General features: G+C 42.4%; 25 protein-coding genes. 1 reads left to right on the top strand and 24 read right to left on the bottom strand.

The window, feature by feature from the left end:
* Positions 1-74: 74 nt before the first annotated feature.
* The 21 genes from KS242_RS00495 to metG all read right to left on the bottom strand — a co-directional run bounded on the left by KS242_RS00495 (position 75) and on the right by metG (position 16,423).
* Complete coding sequence (locus KS242_RS00495) at positions 75-302, bottom strand: anti-sigma-F factor Fin (protein WP_077303832.1); 228 nt, start codon at positions 300-302, stop codon at positions 75-77.
* 82 nt (positions 303-384) lie between these two features.
* Positions 385-945, bottom strand: coding sequence for an aminoacyl-tRNA hydrolase (gene pth, locus KS242_RS00490; RefSeq protein ID WP_217322569.1), 561 nt, complete (start codon positions 943-945; stop codon positions 385-387).
* Between the two features lie 1,036 nt (positions 946-1,981).
* Positions 1,982-2,758, bottom strand: coding sequence for an ABC transporter permease (locus tag KS242_RS00485; RefSeq protein WP_217322568.1), 777 nt, complete (start codon positions 2,756-2,758; stop codon positions 1,982-1,984).
* Complete coding sequence (locus KS242_RS00480; protein ID WP_217322567.1) at positions 2,755-3,642, bottom strand: ABC transporter ATP-binding protein; 888 nt, start codon at positions 3,640-3,642, stop codon at positions 2,755-2,757. The genes KS242_RS00485 and KS242_RS00480 overlap by 4 nt, the downstream gene beginning before the upstream one ends.
* Positions 3,643-3,834, bottom strand: coding sequence for a PLDc N-terminal domain-containing protein (locus KS242_RS00475; protein WP_217322566.1), 192 nt, complete (start codon positions 3,832-3,834; stop codon positions 3,643-3,645). It lies immediately after the preceding gene.
* Positions 3,835-3,840: 6 nt separating this feature from the next.
* Positions 3,841-4,032, bottom strand: coding sequence for a transcriptional regulator (locus KS242_RS00470; RefSeq protein ID WP_217322565.1), 192 nt, complete (start codon positions 4,030-4,032; stop codon positions 3,841-3,843).
* A complete protein-coding gene (locus KS242_RS00465) occupies positions 4,032-4,334 on the bottom strand; it encodes a YxlC family protein (protein ID WP_217322564.1) in 303 nt (100 codons plus the stop codon). Before KS242_RS00465 ends, KS242_RS00470 begins: the two co-directional genes overlap by 1 nt.
* Positions 4,324-4,860 carry an RNA polymerase sigma factor SigY gene (sigY, locus tag KS242_RS00460; RefSeq protein WP_217322563.1) on the bottom strand — a complete coding sequence of 179 codons (537 nt, stop codon included), beginning with the start codon at positions 4,858-4,860 and terminating at the stop codon, positions 4,324-4,326. Before sigY ends, KS242_RS00465 begins: the two co-directional genes overlap by 11 nt.
* Positions 4,861-4,967: 107 nt before the next feature.
* Positions 4,968-5,603 carry a 50S ribosomal protein L25/general stress protein Ctc gene (locus KS242_RS00455; protein ID WP_217322562.1) on the bottom strand — a complete coding sequence of 212 codons (636 nt, stop codon included), beginning with the start codon at positions 5,601-5,603 and terminating at the stop codon, positions 4,968-4,970.
* Positions 5,604-5,675: 72 nt separating this feature from the next.
* Positions 5,676-6,623, bottom strand: a complete 948-nt coding sequence (locus tag KS242_RS00450) for a ribose-phosphate diphosphokinase (RefSeq protein ID WP_077303857.1) — start codon at positions 6,621-6,623, stop codon at positions 5,676-5,678.
* A gap of 19 nt (positions 6,624-6,642) precedes the next feature.
* Positions 6,643-8,004, bottom strand: a complete 1,362-nt coding sequence (gene glmU, locus KS242_RS00445; RefSeq protein WP_217322561.1) for a bifunctional UDP-N-acetylglucosamine diphosphorylase/glucosamine-1-phosphate N-acetyltransferase GlmU — start codon at positions 8,002-8,004, stop codon at positions 6,643-6,645.
* Positions 8,005-8,212: 208 nt separating this feature from the next.
* Positions 8,213-8,515: a septation regulator SpoVG gene (gene spoVG, locus KS242_RS00440; RefSeq protein WP_077303863.1), complete on the bottom strand. Its 303-nt coding sequence runs from the start codon at positions 8,513-8,515 to the stop codon at positions 8,213-8,215.
* A 121-nt stretch (positions 8,516-8,636) separates the two neighbouring features.
* Entirely contained in the window at positions 8,637-9,449 is an 813-nt protein-coding gene (purR, locus tag KS242_RS00435) for a pur operon repressor (protein WP_217322560.1), read from the bottom strand.
* A 54-nt stretch (positions 9,450-9,503) separates the two neighbouring features.
* Complete coding sequence (ispE, locus tag KS242_RS00430; protein ID WP_097043669.1) at positions 9,504-10,373, bottom strand: 4-(cytidine 5'-diphospho)-2-C-methyl-D-erythritol kinase; 870 nt, start codon at positions 10,371-10,373, stop codon at positions 9,504-9,506.
* A gap of 116 nt (positions 10,374-10,489) precedes the next feature.
* The gene (locus tag KS242_RS00425; protein ID WP_217322559.1) at positions 10,490-10,669 is read right to left on the bottom strand and encodes a small, acid-soluble spore protein, alpha/beta type; all 180 of its coding nucleotides are present in this window, start codon (positions 10,667-10,669) and stop codon (positions 10,490-10,492) included.
* A gap of 129 nt (positions 10,670-10,798) precedes the next feature.
* Positions 10,799-11,059, bottom strand: coding sequence for a biofilm formation stimulator Veg (veg, locus tag KS242_RS00420; protein WP_038562465.1), 261 nt, complete (start codon positions 11,057-11,059; stop codon positions 10,799-10,801).
* A 185-nt stretch (positions 11,060-11,244) separates the two neighbouring features.
* Positions 11,245-12,123, bottom strand: coding sequence for a sporulation peptidase YabG (gene yabG / locus KS242_RS00415; protein ID WP_217322558.1), 879 nt, complete (start codon positions 12,121-12,123; stop codon positions 11,245-11,247).
* Between the two features lie 61 nt (positions 12,124-12,184).
* Positions 12,185-13,060, bottom strand: a complete 876-nt coding sequence (gene rsmA / locus KS242_RS00410) for a 16S rRNA (adenine(1518)-N(6)/adenine(1519)-N(6))-dimethyltransferase RsmA (protein WP_217322557.1) — start codon at positions 13,058-13,060, stop codon at positions 12,185-12,187.
* Positions 13,050-13,613: a ribonuclease M5 gene (gene rnmV / locus KS242_RS00405; RefSeq protein WP_217322556.1), complete on the bottom strand. Its 564-nt coding sequence runs from the start codon at positions 13,611-13,613 to the stop codon at positions 13,050-13,052. The genes rsmA and rnmV overlap by 11 nt, the downstream gene beginning before the upstream one ends.
* A 10-nt stretch (positions 13,614-13,623) precedes the next feature.
* Entirely contained in the window at positions 13,624-14,394 is a 771-nt protein-coding gene (locus KS242_RS00400) for a TatD family hydrolase (RefSeq protein WP_217322555.1), read from the bottom strand.
* A gap of 70 nt (positions 14,395-14,464) precedes the next feature.
* Complete coding sequence (gene metG / locus KS242_RS00395) at positions 14,465-16,423, bottom strand: methionine--tRNA ligase (RefSeq protein ID WP_217322554.1); 1,959 nt, start codon at positions 16,421-16,423, stop codon at positions 14,465-14,467.
* 456 nt (positions 16,424-16,879) lie between these two features.
* On the opposite strand from metG, the gene KS242_RS00390 reads away from it, so the two are divergent.
* Positions 16,880-17,158, top strand: coding sequence for a transition state genes transcriptional regulator AbrB (locus KS242_RS00390; protein WP_038562480.1), 279 nt, complete (start codon positions 16,880-16,882; stop codon positions 17,156-17,158).
* Between the two features lie 33 nt (positions 17,159-17,191).
* Here the strand turns inward: KS242_RS00390 and rsmI are convergent, their stop codons facing one another.
* From rsmI to KS242_RS00375, 3 genes are read right to left on the bottom strand one after another with little or no spacing between them, the layout of a single operon-like run.
* Positions 17,192-18,067 (bottom strand): 16S rRNA (cytidine(1402)-2'-O)-methyltransferase, encoded by an 876-nt coding sequence (gene rsmI, locus KS242_RS00385; protein WP_217322553.1) that lies wholly within the window; start codon positions 18,065-18,067, stop codon positions 17,192-17,194.
* Position 18,068: 1 nt separating this feature from the next.
* On the bottom strand, positions 18,069-18,329 hold the full coding sequence (locus KS242_RS00380; protein ID WP_217322552.1) for a GIY-YIG nuclease family protein: 261 nt from the start codon (positions 18,327-18,329) through the stop codon (positions 18,069-18,071).
* On the bottom strand, positions 18,316-19,062 hold the full coding sequence (locus KS242_RS00375) for a tRNA1(Val) (adenine(37)-N6)-methyltransferase (protein ID WP_217322551.1): 747 nt from the start codon (positions 19,060-19,062) through the stop codon (positions 18,316-18,318). The genes KS242_RS00380 and KS242_RS00375 overlap by 14 nt, the downstream gene beginning before the upstream one ends.
* Between the last annotated feature and the right edge of the window lie 101 nt (positions 19,063-19,163).

The raw sequence follows: 19,163 nt of genomic DNA, 5'->3' as shown, positions 1-19,163 counted from the left end.
GTACATGTCATAAGCAAAAAACGCCTTGGTTGAAGCACCAAAGCTTTTTTATGACAGCAATATTTAGCTATAAGTTATTGCATAAAATGATCCAGTTCATGATAGTGCGGATATCGCTGCAAGGTATTTTCACAATCCTCACACGCCACCTGGCAAACAATATTTCCAGCGTCCATCTGCACCATTTCCTGATAATCGACTGCGGATAATTGATCCCATCCAAGCGATTTTATATCAACTTTATATTCATCCAGTTCTGCGAGCTGTGTTTTACAATGCCGACAACGATAAATAATAGCCATGATCACGCCTCCGAGACTTAGATTTGACTCTGTCAAAGTCTGCCCGAAAACCGTTCATTTCATACACATGGCAATGTATGTGTCAGCGATTGAAATCGTTCATAACATTCAAGAAAGGCTCCTGAAGCCATGCTTCTACAGCATCAGCAGATTTCTTCACACTGTCTACTATATCTTGTAATTCATCCTTATGGAAACGCTGCAGTACGTAGTCTACTACAGGCTGCCGATTAACTGGACGGCCAATTCCAAGTCGAAGTCGCTTGAATTCTTTCGTACCGAGATGATCAATCAAAGATCGAATACCATTATGACCGCCATGACCGCCCTTCTCCCGAAGACGAATCTTCCCAGCAGGCAAGTCTAAATCATCATAAATGACAGCCACATCCTCAAGCTCCACATTATAATAATCCATCAGCGGACGAACCGCCTCGCCCGAAAGGTTCATAAACGTTGTCGGCTTCACAAGAATAACCTTTTCCCCATTAATCATGCCTGTTGCATAGACACTATTAAATTTTTTATTTGTTAACGGCAAACTGTGCCGATGCACCAATTCATCAATTGCAATGAACCCAATATTATGCCGCGTCTGATCAAACTTCTGACCCGGATTCCCAAGCCCAACAATCATTTTCATATCTATAAACGCCCTTTATTCACAAATTCCATACGAAAAAATGATACCCCAACAGAAAATAAAATACAAGGAAACCGAAAAGCGGAAGAAACCGGGTAGAAACGAAGCGGTAAGCAAGGGAGCCCGGAGTGGGTGTCTTTCCCACATAGGGATTCACTGCTTACAGCGCAGTTTCTGGTTTCTGTAGCTAGACACCACCGAAAAGCGGAGAAGAACGCTTAGAAACGGAGCAATAAGTGAGAAGGCCCGGAGGAAGGTGTTCTTTCCTTTTGCAGGGACTTATCGCTTATGGCGCAGTTTCTGTTCTTCGCAGCTAGACACCATCGAAAAGCGGAGAAGAACGCTTAGAAACGGAGCAATAAGTGAGAAGGCCCGGAGGAAGGTGTTCTTTCCTTTTGCAGGGACTTATCGCTTATGGCACAGTTTCTGTTCTTCGCAGCTAGACACCATCGAAAAGCGGAGAAGAACGCTTAGAAACGAAGCGGTAAGTGAGAAGGCCCGGAGGAAGGTTTTCTTTCCTTCTGCAGGGACTTATCGCTTATGGCGCAGTTTCTGTTCTTCGCAGCTAGACACCGAAAAGCGGAGAGAGACGGTTAGGGACGGAGAAGTAAGTAAGAAAGCCCGGAGTGGGATGCTTTTTCCCACGCAGGGATTTATCACTTACGGCGCAGTCCCTGGCCCTCGCAGCTAGACACCACCGAAAAGCGGAAGAAACCGGGTAGAAACGAAGCGGTAAGCAAGGGAGCCCGGAGTGGGTGTCTTTCCCACATAGGGATTCATTGCTTACAGCGCAGTTTCTGGTTTCTGCAGCTAGACACCATCGAAAAGCGGAAGAAACCGGATAGAAACGAAGAAGCAAGCAGTATTCCCTGGTTTCAAATAATTTCCCAAGTTACCTCTTCTCCCTTTACATAGATAATCCCTTCTATCTTGCACAAAAAAGCACATCAAGGATGCTTCCTTTCTCATCCTTGACATGCTTTGCCTCTGCTTCTTTCTATCTTATCCTTTATTTGTTTGGAATAATCCTACTTCATTAAAACTTAACACTCCTGCTGAACTGTTTTATCATTCCTATCAGCAATACAACAATAAAGAAAAGGGTTGTTGTCACGATAATACCTGTATGCATGTTTGTATTATCTGTTTTTAGTATATCTGTTGCTAGGGTGAGTATATTAGAGGGCAGATATGCGGCTGTATCAGGCAGAATAGTCGAAAGTAAAGCAATACTGGCTATGATTAAAATTGAAATACCTGCCACTCCTCCGCTGCGGCGAAGAATTGTACCCATAAATAAGGTGACCGTAATAACTAGTACAATCCATAAGCAATAAATCATATAACTTTTCCAAACGGAGGTAAACGGGACATCAGTAAATAAGTTATTTGTGTAGTACCATGCAATTCCATAGGAAAGAGAGAAGGCCAGTAAATGGAGCAAGACAAGCATTGTCCACTTACTGAAAATATAGGCAGCAGAACTAAGAGGCCTAGTGAATAGCTGCATAAGAGCGCCCGTATTCCTCTCCTGCACAATGACATTCATACAAGCTAATACGATAATCGCTGTTCCGATAGTATGCAATTGAGATAATGTACTGGCCAGTACTTCTCCGCCGCTCGGGATAGGCAGTTTCATTACTGCACCATCTGGTAAACTGTTCGAGTTTTCCAAGATAGCTGGCATAAAGTATAGCGTGATTGGTTGGAGAATAGTCATTAGAAGAATTACAGCAGGCAGCCAGATTACCTTCTTGTCTCTCCAAGCTTCCAGCCATTCTTTACGAAACAATGCGTTAAACTTGATCAACTTTCCATCACCTCCATATAGCGCTCCTGTAAGGATTTTTCTTCTGTTCCAAAGTAACGGACTTGTATATGCTGCTCGATGCAACTTTGTAATAGCATGTTTGATGTTATACCGGGTTTTAATGTTCCAACAACCTTCTTGGTTTCCTGTACTTCTATGTGTTCATAAAATTTACGCAGTAACTCATCTTGCAGCATTTCGGATGTTTCCAAGCGATAGCGCTCTTGAAGCTGATTATCTTTCCATTCCTTCATATTCTCATAAGAGATTCCCTGTCCCGCTCTCATAATTAGCGCCTTATCACCCACTTGCTCCGCATCATGTAAAACATGCGTAGAGAATAAGATGGTCATTTTATTCTTTAATACATTCATAATATTCATCACATCTATCCTTCCTGCTGGATCAAGTGCAGAGACCGGTTCATCGAGCAGAAGGATTTGCGGTTCATGTAAGATAGCCTGTGCTATACCAAGTCGCTGTTTCATACCTCCAGAGAAACTGCCTATTTTCTGCTTTTGTGCTTTTAACAAACCTGTCAGTTCTAATACGTATTGAATCCGTTCATTTATCGTTCGATTTGTCATTCCTGATAAAGTGCCTGCTAACAAAAGATATTCTTTCGGGTACATCCAATTAAAGAAAACGGGGTGCTGAGGTAGAAACCCTACTTTATCTCTACTGATTGCTTTGTTCTCACTCAATATCGCTCCATCAGTGGGTATAATTAAACCTGCCAGCATATGCAATGTTGTCGTCTTACCAGCTCCATTTGGTCCTAAGAGCACAAGACACTCATTTTCTATAAGTTGAAGATTCAAGTTGTTAACTGCAACATGTTTCCCATATTGTTTCACTAATCCTCTTGCTTCCAGCAGAGCCATCTACCTATCCCTCCTTTTCCCGGCGACAAAAAATAAGACTGGTCCGATAATACTTACACATACAATGATGATGATCCAGAGCCATTTGGGTCCTAGTGTATGTTCAGCTCGGATGCAGCTCATAAGAGCAGTTACTAATAAGATGAACTGCACTATAAGAACAGGCAGCAGCAATGCAAATGTATTTTCCACTTCCTGCTACCCCCTTCTCTCTCTGCGAATAATGAATAGATAGTAACAAAGGAGTGGCATTGGAAACTGTATCAATCCAACGATCCCCCAGGCCCATGCATATGTGCCTCTTTTTTTAGCATCTATATATAACCAAATCCCTTGCGCCAGCAAAATTGGTATAACAAAGAGAGTGATTGTTAATTCGTGCGCTGTCATTACATCACCCTCCTTTTTCTTCTCTCAACCAACAATAGAATGAGAACTGCAGCAGCTGATGCGAATTGCATAACATAAAAAGCCCACATGATATGCACAACTGCTGCGATATATAGAGACAGCAAGACACATGCGAGAAGGATGAATCCAAATAATTCTTTACGCAGGCTTTCCTGATATCGCTTCTCTCCACAATTTAGCTGGTGGATGATCTCCTCAGCATCCGGGATATCAATTGGCACTTTCCTGTCCATCTCTGTCCACGCCTCATTCATTTCCTTGATTACATCATCATGCTTCATCACGCCACTCCTCTCTTAATTTCTTTTGTGCATAATGGATACGAGATTTTACCGTTCCTTTTTTTAATTTTGTCATTGCAGCAATCTCTTCAATGGAATAGCCATAATAATGACGAAGCAGGATGAGCGTTCTCGTCTCTGTAGATAGAGTGGAAAATAATCCGAGGTGCAGTGACCAATCCAGATTTTCTTGTGCCAACTCCCATTTCATTTTTCGTTTTTCATTCTCGGTCAGCTGCTCATGTCTTTTTCTATCACGTTTCCTTTTTCGCTGTTCATCCAAGAATAAGCGCGTTGCAATAGATACCAGCCACGTAGAAAACTTTGATTGATATCGGAATTTAGGTAAATTTATATAAGCACGTATCATTGTTTCTTGCAGTAAGTCCTCTGTCATTTCTTTATTCATGGTGAGTTTGAAGAGATAACGATATAAGAATGCATAGTATTGCTGGAATAGCAGACTGAAAGCTGATTTATCTTTCTTAGCATTCTCGATTGAAACACTATTTACCGCGTCTTCCATTTCACCCCCCCTTTCCTATCTGTCTATATGACGTTTGATGAGATGGTAAAGTTCAATCAAACATAAAAAAAGCTGCACCTTTTCGGTACAGCTCTTCTTCCAATCATTTATTCTTCTTTATCGTTCTTAGATCCTTCTTCTGTTGCTTCTACATCGCTTGCGTCACCAGTAGTTGTGTCATCGGATTCAATTTCTGCAGTTGGTGCTGTGACTGTTGCGATCGTTGTATCAGCGTCTGTGAGTATTTCGTAAGCGCCGTTTGCTGGCAGGTCACCTACACTGATACTGTCACCGACTTCCAACTTAGAAACATCGACTGAAATATGATCCGGAATATCATTAGGTTTTGCACTGATTTCTAAATCGTACAATGGCTGCTGCAATACACCGCCTTCTTTAGAACCTGGTGCATCTCCCTCCAGCTGAATCGGTACTTCTACAGTGCGCGCTTCAGACATATTTACAACAAAGAAGTCCGCATGTAAGATACGATCTTTTAATGGGTCCGTTTGGTAATCATGCAGCATAACATCTACTGCATCTCCTGTAATATCCAGTGAGATTACCGCATTTTTCCCTTCGTCACGTACTGTTTTTAATAAGTCGATACTATCTACTGCAACACTTACAGGCTCTTTCCCGTTGCCATACACGATTGCAGGGATAATACCCTCCTCGCGTAATTCATTGAGATACGACTTTGTATGGTTATCTCTTCTATTTGCTTTAAGTTTTACTGCCATCATAATCACCCTCCATGTTTTTACGCATCTACATGTAAGGATTCCCTTATGATTCAGGCACTAAACATATAATCAATCAAATAGTACACTAACAGATTGCTGTTCGTGAATACGGATGATTGCTTCACTGAACAATGGTGCTACAGAAAGCTGCGTGATATTATCAATTTGCTTCTCTTCCGGAAGCGGAATAGAGTTTGTCACAACAAGCTCTTTAATTTGAGAATTTTGGATTCGCTCGATTGCCGGACCAGATAATACCGGATGAGAACATGCTGCATATACTGCTGTTGCGCCTTTTTCTCTTAGCGCATTAGCAGCCAGTGTAAGGGTCCCAGCTGTATCAATGATGTCATCAATAATGATCGCTGTTTTTCCTTTGATCTCACCAATGATATTCATTACCTCTGCCACGTTCGGACGCGGACGACGCTTATCAATGATTGCAATTGGTGCTTTCAAACGGTCTGCCATGCGGCGAGCGCGAACTACACCACCGTGGTCTGGAGATACAACAACGATATCTTCCAAGTTCTTCTTCTCGAAGTAATCAGATAGAATCGGAACACCAACTAGATGGTCAATTGGAATATCAAAGAAACCTTGAATTTGCGGCGCATGCAAATCAAGCGTCAAGACACGTGTTGCACCAGCTGTTTGCAGAATATCAGCAATCAGTTTGCTAGTGATTGGTTCACGAGAACGCGCTTTGCGGTCCTGACGTGCATAGCCGTAGTAAGGCATGATAATATTAATCGTTTTAGCTGACGCACGTTTTAATGCATCAATCATGATAAGCAATTCCATCATGTGCTGGTTAACCGGCGCGCTAGTGGATTGAACAACATACACATCGCAGCCGCGGATACTTTCTTCAATATTGATCTGGATTTCGCCATCGCTAAAGTGGGAGACAGTGATTTTACCCAGTTCTACGCCAATATGGTCTGCAATTGACTTAGCTAACTCCGGATTGGAATTCAAAGAAAAAACTTTTAACGATGGATCAGTATAGGGCATGTCAAGTAACCCTCCAAAATTATTTATTCTTAAAATAAGAAGTTTTGTTTTCTTGTCTTGCTCTTGCAATCGATAAAGCTTCTGATGGTACATCATCCGTAATTGTCGAGCCCGCCGCTACTAAAGCGCCTTTTCCGACTGTGACAGGTGCAATCAGATTCGTATTACAACCGATAAATGCATTGTCCTCAATTTTGGTCAGATGTTTATTTTTACCGTCATAGTTCACTGTTATTGTACCACAACCGATATTAACATCTTTTCCTACTTCAGCATCGCCAATGTAACTCAAATGAGATACCTTACTTCCATCTGCAATCGATGCTTTTTTCACTTCAACAAAGTTACCAATCTTCACATTGTCGCCAAGCTGTGCTTGCGGACGAATGTGAGCAAAAGGTCCGATATTGACATCATTGCCAATTTCGCTGTTATGTGCAACACTTTGCTTCACAATTGTACGATCTCCGATTGTGACATCCTTCACTTCTGAATTCGGACCAATAACGCTATCTTCCCCAATAACTGTATTGCCCAAGATCATTGTACCCGGTAAGATTGTCACATCCTGGCCGATTACAGCATCCGTGCTGATGTAAGTAGATGCAGGATCGATAATTGATACACCATTGCGCATGTGCTGCTCATTGATACGACGTTTCATAATTTGCTCCGCATCGGAAAGCGCAACACGATCATTTACACCCATTGTTTCATCAAAGTCAGCTGTCTGGTAAGCGGTCACCAGTTTGTTGTCTTTCTTCAGCAGTTCCAGTACATCTGGAAGGTAATACTCACCTTGAGCATTATCATTCGATACATTATGTAATGTGTGGAACAATAACTTATTATCAAAGCAGTATGTACCCGTATTAATCTCATCAACGATCAATTCTTCTGCATTTGCATCCTTATGCTCAACAATGCGAAGTACTTCACCTGCATCATTGCGAATAACACGGCCGTAACCTGCAGGGTTTGGTGCTTTTGCAGTCAAAACTGTTGCACTTGCCCCTTGTTGTTCATGATGATCAAGTAAAGCTTGAATCGTCTGACCTGTGATTAACGGTGTATCTCCGCTCAACACAACTGTCACACCATCTTTATCCTTGAGGAATTCTTCCGCCTGCAGTACGGCATGACCCGTACCCAGCTGTTCTTCCTGCAAAGCATAAACACTCACATCGCCAAGCTGTGCTTGTACCGACTCCGCTCCATGTCCTACAATAGTAATCAATTTATTTAAGTGTAAAGAATTTAACTGGTCAGTAACATGCTGTACCATTGGCTTTCCCATTACAGGATGCAGCACTTTGTACAGCTTTGATTTCATCCTGGTGCCTTTTCCAGCAGCAAGGATGACTGCATATCGGTTTGACATGCGAACCCTCCATTCTTTTATCCTCTGTAAATATATCTTAAAATAATTGTCATTTCAACAGGAGGCTGGCTTGATTTCACGTAATTCGAGACAATTTTACCTTCAATTGCGTATATAATGGCATAAAAATAACAGCCATTCCATATGTTAGAACAGCTGTTAGTTTTGTCTTTATGAAAGATGGCAGATACCATCTGTTGATCTCCTATTAAGAAGCACCTGCTGCTTCTTCATATTCCACCACTTCTACTTCTTCATCTCCTGCACGATGATATTCCTGCAGCACTGCATCCTGAATCTTGCTCCGTGTGCCAGAGTTGATTGGATGTGCTACATCGCGGAATTCGCCGTCTGGTGTACGTTTGGAAGGCATAGCGACAAACAAGCCGTTATTCCCTTCAATGACACGAATATCGTGTACAACAAACTCTTGATCCATCGTAATAGAAGCGATAGCACGCATTCTTCCCTCGGTATTAACGCGGCGTAATCTTACGTCAGTTACTTCCATTATGTTTCACCACCCTTACCTTATTTAGAACTTATTACCAGTAATTCTACAAAACTCTGGAAACTCCTTCTAAACCTAAAACTTTTTTTTAAAAATTTTCAGTAAGGGGTTGGAACTATTTTCAGTTGAAGTAATTGCCTTTTTGTACGTCAATTTGCTTGTTGCGCACATCCACGTTCTGTATCTTAATCAGTGACGTGTAATCTTCCACTACCCGGTCCTCTTCTTCATCTTCAGCTTCCGCTAATACACCAATAGCCGTCACGTTCGCATTGAATTCTTGCAGCAGACTCTTCATGCCATTGATTGTACCGCCGGCCTTCATGAAGTCGTCGACAATACATACATTAGCTTGGTCAGGTATGCTTCGTTTCGAAAGCACCATCGTCTGTATCTTTCTTGACGATCCGGAAACATAATTAACACTAACGGTAGATCCTTCTGTTACTTTCGGGTCTCTCCTTACAATAACTACAGGAACGTTCAAATAATTCGCTGTGGCATAAGCAATCGGAATACCTTTCGTAGCAACCGTTACAACGACATCGATTTCACGGTCGTGAAAAGCTGTTGCAAAGAGGCGGCCGATTTTGTTTACTGCAGCGGGCTCTCCGAGAATATCACTCATGAACAAATAGCCACCTGGCAGAAGCCGATCTGAATCCGCCAGCTTATCACAAAGCTCATCAATGAAGGAGGCACTGTTTTCCTTCGAGTAAATCGGGATATAGCGAACACCGCCAGCTGCACCTGATACAGATTGCAGATACCCAATTCCTTCTTGCTGGAACATATCATTTATAATAGACAAATCTTCACTTACGGAAGATTTGGCAGCAGCGTACGTTGTTGAAAAATATGGCAAAGACACCAATTGCTGCGGATGATTAATTAAATAATTCGTCATCGCAACCAAACGTTCACTTCTTTTCATCTCTACACCTCAAAACCGAATGTTATTGTTAAATAATAACACTCTCGTACGGTTTTAATCAAGCTCAGGCCGACCGCCAAGCATCCGAACAACATACACTTGCTCACAAAATCCTCTTAAGCTGTTATATATCCGGTATGCGCGACTCTCTTGTGATACGAGAGAGAAGACAGTTGGTCCGCTGCCGCTCATTAATACCGCATCTGCTCCTGCTTCAGCCATTTGCTGTTTAATTTGTTTTACTTCCGGACATAGCTTCAGTGTGACAGGTTCCAATACATTTGCGACCTTGTCACAAATAGACTGGAAATCTCCATGCTCGATCGCATTAACCATTCCTTCTGTATCAGGATGCTCAATACCTTCGATTTTTAACTGCTGATAAATTGTCTGTGTGGAAACACCCACTCCTGGATTAGCTAGTACAACCCAGCAAGCTGGCGGAGCTGGAAGTTCTTTTATCTTCTCTCCGCGGCCAGTTGAGAGCGCTGTTGACCCATATACACAAAAAGAAACATCTGAGCCGATTTTTGCTCCCAGTTCAGCCAGCGTATCAAGGGATAATCCCAATTCCCATAACGTGTTCAGACCACGTAGTACAGCCGCCGCATCACTGCTTCCGCCTGCAAGGCCGGCTGCGACCGGTATCTGCTTATCTATGTATATCTTGACACCTTTATCAATGTTATATGTATCTTTGATCAATTGCGCCGCACGGTAGGCAAGATTGCGTTCATCGTTCGGTACAAATCTGTTATCCGATTCGATTTCAATCTTGTTCTCCTGTAACACGATTAACTCTATCCGGTCTGCCAGGTCAATCGTTGTCATCACCATCTCTACCTCATGATAGCCATCCGGGCGTTTGTATAGTACGTCCAACGAAAGATTGATCTTAGCTGGCGCCTTTTCGAGCAAATACATGTCATGTCACCTACTTTAGTTGAATTTCTTCAAAATTGTATCATAAAAAGAAGGTGCAGGCTATTCTGCCAGAAAAGAAGCAGCCCTTCTCATCGATAATTGAGAAGGGCTGCTCTCTATTGCTGTTTGTCTTGCATCGACTGCTCAGCCATGGCAATTGCATACTTTACCATATTCCCCGCATCGCGAGAACGTATGCCGCCCCAGCCTTCCTTCTGTACTGTGTCGTAAAACCCAAGTTCTTTTGCAATTTCCTCTTTTAGTGCATCAGACATCATACCTCTTCTTCTGCCCAAAGAAAACAGCTCCCTTCTGATATTTACGACACGCTTATTATCTGTCTCATCAGCCAGTGTTATGCCTGTCAGATCTATACAAAAAGACAAATTAAAAAGCAGAGGACAATCCTCTGCTTTCTTCTAGCACTATTTAGCGATTTCATTCAAATCGTCTGTATCAAAATCTAATTCTACTGTTTCGGTTAAGACATCTGCATAGCTATAGGAGACACGCTCAAACGCATTCTCATCTTGATCAAGTTCTACGATGAATACAGCTGGATACGTTTCCGCAAGTACTCCGCAACGTTCGATGGTTTTCTTTCTCCCACCATTAGCTTTCAATTTTAAACGTTTACCAATTTGTCCTTCCAGACCCTGCTTAATTTCAACTAATGTTTTAGCCACTGCACTCCACCTCACTGATCTAATCATAGCACAATACCGATATGAAGTCAAATAAAACTTATCATTATAACAGCATATCATTTTTGATGTCAATGAAAAGATTAAATGTTTCTTATTTCACTTTATTCTTTCAAATTTGTGCAAAATTATGCATCAGTGGTAGATTTAAGTGTCAGATTGCTTATTCAGTTGTTTTCACCTTCCTCATCCGGGTCTACATAAGGCAGGCCAGTTCGAAGTAATCCGCGAGTTTCGATTCCCCCGAGACCACGTTCTCCTGTCAATGTATTACGCAGTGCATCCCAAACACCAACCTTCTCCATAAAAGGTGTAAAGGCAATCTTTGCTACAATATAAACAGGATCTAAAGCATGGATATTGATTCTGCTCGGCGAACTCGCAAAGTTTGCACCAGCTCGAATTAAGGATTCAAAATGAGATTGACAGGCACCAGCAAAAATGACTAATTGATCTAAATGCGGGTAAAGCCGACGAGCTTCTCTGACGGTCTCCACAAAGTATTGGGAATGTCGATAAGCCTTCATGTCATGCTTATCTCCTTTATTTTTCTGAAAGGCATCATGTCCGGTTATGACGATAATATCTGGTTGGATTTTTTCTAGAAGGGAAGCAATTTGGAGCGGCATCTCTTTTTCCTGCAGATGAACACCGTGTACTTGGATGCCAAACCGCTGGTAAAAGTCGATACATTTTTTCAAATACGTTCTGTCTCCATCGATATGGAGAACTTTTGCAGGGATTTGGAAGTAGTTAGGGCTGTGCTGATAGCCTGCAGTTGAGTCATATTCCCGCTTATCCTTCATCAGCATATAATCCTGGCGAAAAAGACGGTAGGAATAATCTTCTTTATCTTGCCATGTTTTCTTTTGTTTGCTGATTTCGCGTGTGCCAGCTTTCACGAGATCATCTTTTGGAGCATCCGCGATAAGACGCATATCTTCTCCATGCAGAATGACTTTATTTGCCGTAAAGCTGGACACACGAAACAATAAATCGTGCTGGTATGATTTTCTCGTGACGATATCACCAATCGTCCATTCCATTCCCGTTCACCTCATCCACCAAAGCTTTCTTCTACAGCTTATGATAGGCGGGCAAAAGTGTTCAGCTTCTGGCTGTAAAGGTGTTAGCTAAGGCAGCAAATTCATCCATAGCAAGCGATTCTCCTCTGCGAGTGCCATCAATACCCGCTTCATTCATGATGTCTTCCAGCTGCTCTTTCGAGAATTTAGCAGAGAAATGTCGATTTAAATTATTGCGGAGCGTTTTACGACGCTGCGCAAAGGATGCCTGTATAAGTTCAAAAAAGAACTTTTCATCCTCTACTGCAACAGGAGCTTCTTTACGCAGCTCCAAATGAAGTACTGCCGAATCAACGTTTGGCTGCGGCATGAAAGCAGTCTTCGGCACTGTCATGACAACAGCCGCTTCTGTATAATATTGAACTGCGAGCGACAATGAACCATAGCTCTTTGAATTCGGCGATGCAGCCATCCGATCAGCTACTTCTTTTTGAATCATAACTGTAATACTGGAAATAGGCAGTTCTCTAGTTAACAGATTCATTAAGATAGGTGTTGTAATGTAATATGGCAAGTTCGCCACAATCTTTACTTCTTGATCGCCGAAGTACTGCTGCAATTCCTTCTGCACATCTGCTTTTAATATATCTTCATTCCGTACTTGAACATTGTCATACGGAGATAATGTATCTTCCAGAATCGGCAATAAGCGCTGATCAATCTCAAATGCCAATACTTTGTTTGCGGCGATTGCCAGCTGCTCTGTCAACGCACCCATCCCCGGCCCAATTTCAATTGCACCAGATTCTTTCGTTACTCCTGCATGGTGAATAATATTTCGCAAAATGTTTGTATCAATTAAAAAGTTCTGCCCGAGACTTTTCTTAAAGGAGAAATTATATTTCTGAAGCAGCTCCTTTGTTCGTGTCGGGGTGGCTATATGCCGTTCATTCGTCATCTTCTTCCTCCTGTATAATGCGCTGCATCGTTTCAACGAACAGCTGCTCTGATATACGAAACATCGCCAGCCGCTTTAACAGCTGCTTTCCATTCGTATGCCCAATCGCCAATCTTTCTCCTAGCAGCTTCCGTCTTTGTTTTGCTCGCGGTCCTCCTAAAAGACCGTAAGCGATGACAGCTTCTCTGGATATTTGCGGTTCGTAGGTGTTGTCCATCTCATATACTTGCTCCAAAGCGGCACGGATTGATTCAGCTGTTGCATGTTCAATACCAATCCCTTTATTATGTTTTGCACGAGCTTTATCCTTTGATAAAAACGCATGCTTACAGCCTGGCACTGCCTGCGAGACGATGTGCCGAATCCGCTCACCAGGATAATCCGGATCCGTAAAGATAATGACACCCCGCTTTTTTTGGGCATGTCTGATCTGCTCAATAACACCCGCATTCACAGCAGAACCATTCGTTTCAATTGTATCTGCTTCAATTGCTTGATTTATCTTCGCTGTGTCGTCCTTCCCTTCAACGACAATAACTTCTTTAATTTGCACGCTTTTCCCTCTATGCTTTGATTTGATATAGTCTTTCTGCATTCCGCATCGTCAGCTCTGCCAGTTCCTCATAGCCGATACCGCGGAGTTCGGCAATCTGTTCTGCCACCAGTTTTACGTAAGCTGGTTCATTTCGTTTCCCGCGATTAGGATGCGGTGCTAAATAAGGACAATCTGTCTCGATTAATAAGCGATCTGCCGGTACCATCTTCGCTACTTCCTTTGGCGCTCGCGCATTTTTAAACGTAACAGGTCCGCCTAGCGATATATAGAAGTTCATATCAAGAAACTCTTGGACCAGGTCAGCTTCATCACTATAGCAGTGCATAATCCCGCCAACTTCTGCCGCTCCTTCTTCTCTCAAGATAGGGATGATATCAGCTGTTGCCTCCCTGTTATGAATGATGATAGGAAGCTTCACACGTTTTGCCAATTGAATTTGCCGGCGCAGAACATCTTTTTGAATGCCCTTCGGTGATTTATCCCAATGATAATCAAGGCCCATCTCACCGATTGCCACAACCTTAGGATGAGTTGATAGCTCTTCTACTCGCTCTAGATCTGCATCTGTCATATCAATAGCATCTACAGGGTGCCAGCCGATTGCTGCATAAACAAAATCGTGTTTTTCCGCTAGCTCTATTGCTGATGTGATGCCTTCTGCGTCACAGCCAATCACAACTAGACGAGAAACACCCGCGTCCAATGCCCGCTGCAGCATTTCTTCTCGATCTTCTGCAAACTGCTTATCATTAATATGAGCATGTGTATCAAATAACATAAAATCATTTTCCTTTCTATTCTAATAAAAAAGGAAAAACGCTTGTGTACAAGCGTCTCCCTTTCTTTCTTTATTTTACAATGGAACCGTTTGGTAAAGCTTGCTCCACTGTTGCCAATGCCAGTTTTCCATCCGCACTTTCACCGGAAAGGATCATCCCTTCGGACATCTCACCTCGAAGTTTAACTGGTTTTAAATTAACTACACAAATCACTTTCTTGCCTACTAATTCTTCCGGTTCATAATGCTCTGCAATTCCGGATATAACTTGTCTTTTTTCTGTTCCCAGATCCAGCTGAATTTTCAATAACTTGTTCGCTTTTTTCACTTTTTCTGCTGCAACAACTTCTGCTACTCGGAATTCAAGCTTCGCAAAATCGTCATACTGCACTTCTGGAAGTTTCGCAAAGTCTTGTTCCTCTGCCGGTTTTGCCTTTTTCTCTGGTTCTGGAACTTTCATCATATTCTTGATAGCTTCCACTTCCACTTTGGCATCTAAACGCGGGAAAATCGGACCTTCTTTCTTCACTTGACGGCCTGCTTTCACTTCAGAAGAAAGCAGCGTATCCCACGCCTGGCTTGCTTCTTCTACACCAAGCTGATTAAAGATTTTCGCTGGTGTTTCCACTAGGAATGGGCGGAGTAAGATGGCTACTTGACGCAATACTTCTGCAAGATGTGCAAGGACGTTGCCTAGACGGTCCGCCTGTGCTTCATCTTTCGCTAGTACCCATGGTTTTGTTTCATCAATATACTTGTTTGCCCGGCTTACTAGTTGCCAAATCTTCGCAAGCACAACGGAAAACTCCATGTTTTCCATGCCATCTTCTACTTCTTTGACTGTTTGTTTTGCCATGTCTTCCAGCGCCTGCTCAAATTCTGTTTCACCAGCTGTATAAGCAGGAACAATACCACCCTTATATTGCGTAATCATTGCCACTGTACGGTTCAGCAAGTTACCTAGGTCATTGGCCAAGTCAAAGTTCGTGCGATCAACAAAGCCTTCTGGTGTAAACACGCCGTCTGCACCAAATGGTACTTCACGAAGCAAGTAGTAACGAAGCGGATCAAGACCATAACGCTCTTTCAAATCAACTGGGCTTACAACATTCCCCTTCGATTTACTCATCTTGCCGTCCTTCATAAGTATCCACCCATGCGCGAATACCTTCTTCGGCAATGGCAAGTCAAGTGCCATCAGCATGATTGGCCAGTAGATTGTATGGAAACGGACAATTTCTTTACTCATCAAATGTACATCAGCCGGCCAATATTTCTGGTACAAGCTGTCATCATCGGAGCCATATCCAAGTGCCGTGATATAGTTGGATAGCGCATCGATCCATACATATATAACATGCTTCGGATTTTCCAGTACTTGTGGTCCCCATTCAAATGAAGTACGAGACACAGCTAAGTCTTCCAAACCAGGCTTAATGAAGTTATTAATCATTTCATTCTTCCGGCTCACTGGCTGGATGAATTCAGGATTCTCTTCATAATGTTTTAACAGACGATCTGCATACTTGCTCGTACGTAAGAAATAAGACTCTTCCTTAACGCGATCAACAGGTCCGCCGCAGTCAGGACATTTACTGTCTTGCAGCTGTGTTTCTGTAAAGAAGGACTCACAAGACGTACAGTACCAGCCTTCGTATTCATCTAAGTAAATATCACCCTGCTCTAACAGACGAGAGAAGATTTTCTGTACCGTCTCTTTGTGCCGCGGTTCTGTCGTGCGAATGAAGTCTGTGTTCGTAATCTCAAGTGTCTTCCAAAGGTCTTTTATTCCTTTAACAATATCATCTACATACGCTTGCGGTGTTACACCTTTTTCTTCTGCTTTCTTTTGAATCTTCTGGCCATGTTCATCAGTACCTGTCAAATACGCAACATCGTATCCACGCAGACGCTTGTAGCGCGCCATCGCATCACCTGCTACTGTCGTATAGGCATGTCCGATATGTAGCTTGCCACTCGGATAATAAATCGGCGTTGTGATATAAAATGTTTTATTTTCTTTCTGCATCTGCTTACCCTCCATTATCAAAAAAGCTCACAAAGATGAGCCGTTCGTATACATTTACACTTACCTCTATTGTAGCGACTTTCTACTATAAATTCCAATCCAGCTGAAATAATTTCATCGCGATGCGACAGAAAACAGATCCAATCTGCGTATTTTATAGTAGTAATCCGACATATCGAGTCGATTTGTCGAATAATGTCGACTTATCGGCACATTTCTTTTGTCATTGTTCAGATGAAATCCCCTGTTTTATTTCTCCTATTTTACATTTAAATACAGTGTTAGGGGCTAAAATACCTAATCATTTCCCTTTTACCTGTTGTTCCTGCCAGAAAAGCGCTTTGCTTCAAGATATTTGAATTGACACATATGTCAATCACTGGTACGATAGCTTTAGTTAAATTGTCGAATAATGACGAATCAACATATATATACACCCGAGAGGAGAAACAAAGGATGAAATCAACAGGTATTGTACGTAAAGTAGATGAACTAGGAAGGGTTGTAATTCCAATTGAATTGCGCCGCACACTTGGCATCAACGAAAAAGATGCTTTGGAAATTTACGTTGATGATGACCGCATCATTCTTAAAAAATACAAACCAAACATGACTTGCCATATCACTGGTGAGATTTCTGATGATAACTTGTCATTAGCAAATGGCAAACTAGTTCTTAGCCGCGAAGGTGCAGAAGAACTAATCAATGAAATTCAAACACGTTTGAACAAATAAGCAAAAACCGCTCCGTTAAAAGGAGCGGTTTTTTTATTCTACATGATAGGCCTGATAAACATCGCGTTTGGCCAGCTTGCGATCACTGGCTACTTGTTTGATTGCCTGCTTAGATGGGATACCATCTTTCTCTATATACCAATCTACGTGTTCCTGCACACTCATATTCTCCCAGAAAGCTTGTTCTGCTTCCTGCAGCTCTGCTTCTGATGCACCTTCCACTACAATACAGAACTCGCCGCGTAAATTTTCCGATGCAGCCCATTCCACGGCTTCTTGTAAGTTACCTCGCAGAAACTCTTCATATCGTTTCGTCAGTTCTCTACCTAGTGCTACTTTGCGATTACCGAAACTATCATGAATAGCCGCTAACGTTTCTTTTAAACGATGAGGACTTTCATAAAAAACCAATGTTGCCGGCACCTTGCGCAGCTTTTCTAATTCTTTCGTTAAATCCTTCTTCTTTCTCGGCAAAAATCCGAAGAACTGGTAAGCATCAGTCGAAATACCAGAACCGACTAATGCGACCAGCGCTGCATTGGCTCCTGGAAGTACAACTACCGGATAACCAACCGCAGCCGCTGCTTGAACCAATTCCTGACCCGGATCAGAAATTGCCGGCATGCCAGCATCGCTGACCAACCCAATATCTTTTCCTTCTGCTAACAAATCCAGCAGCATTTGTTCTCTCGCTTTACGATTATGTTCGTGATAACTGATTAACGGTGTTTGAATATCGAAGTGATTAAATAGTTTTATTGTATTGCGTGTATCTTCTGCAGCTACAGTATGTACTTGCTTCAATGTTTCCAGTGCTCGCAATGTGATGTCCTGCAAGTTGCCGATCGGTGTCGGGATAATAAAAAGCATTCCTGTCTGATGCTTCTCAAAACTTTTCTGTGATTGCATGCTATCTTCCCCCTTCCAATATAAGCTTCCATTTCTGCTTCTTAGAGAGTTGCTTGATCCGATATTCCTCGCGCAATGCTGCCTGCCTTGTTTCGAATGTTTGGATGTATACTAAAATGAATGGTCCTCTGCCTCTTGTATATTTTGCACCTTTACCAGCGCTATGCTGTTTCAAGCGGTTAATAAGTGCATTTGTATAGCCGGTATACAAACTTTCATCCTTGCACTTCACTATATAGACAACATGCTTATTTTCTTCCATACAGGATTTCCTCTAATTCTTCGGTATATCCCCCATTTGCAGTATGTGAATAAAGCGGCGGCAACACCTTTAAGCCAGGATTACCATTACGCACTCCTTCGATTAACAGGATATTGGCCTCTTTATCAGGCTTCGGATACACAAGCCGCATGCGTTTTGGTTCAATTTTCTGCTGGCGCATTGCTGTTACAATATCAAGCATCCGCTCCGGACGATGCACAAGACTCACCTTTCCGCCAGGTTTAACTAGCTTACGGCAAGCTAGAATCACATCATCCAATGTACACATCACTTCATGACGAGCAATCGTCAGATGTTCATTCAGGTTTTGCTCGCGCTTGCCGGGTGTTTTAAAATAAGGAGGGTTGCACGTTACAGCATCAAAAGGACCGTTACCAAAGAAAGCCGGCATGTCATTTAAATCTCCATGCACGATATCCACCTGTTCATCCAGCTCATTTAATGTCACATTGCGAACTGCCATATCATAAAGGCGTTCTTGAATCTCAACGCCTGTAATTTGCGCTTTCGTTCTTCTGCTCATCAATAAAGGAATAACCCCATTACCGGAGCATAAGTCTAAAATTCTTCCTTTTGCAAGAGGAATAGACGCGAAATCAGCCAGCAACACTGCATCTAATGAGAAGGCAAAAACAGTCGGACTCTGGATAATACGCATACTTTGCTCCGCAAGCAGATCATCTAGCCGCTCATCTCCTTTTAATTCCGCCATGTGAGAACCTTGCTTATGTATTCTAGCTTTATTTTAAAGTAATCAGACGACATTATAGCAGCTCCTTTCAATGTATTATAGCACGAACAAAAGTTCGATAT

It is taken from the genome of Terribacillus sp. DMT04, from assembly GCF_019056395.1.
GTDB lineage: Bacteria > Bacillota > Bacilli > Bacillales > Amphibacillaceae > Terribacillus > Terribacillus aidingensis_A.
The sequence above is the reverse complement of the archived record's forward strand: the minus strand, read 5'-3'. Positions and strand labels throughout refer to the sequence as shown.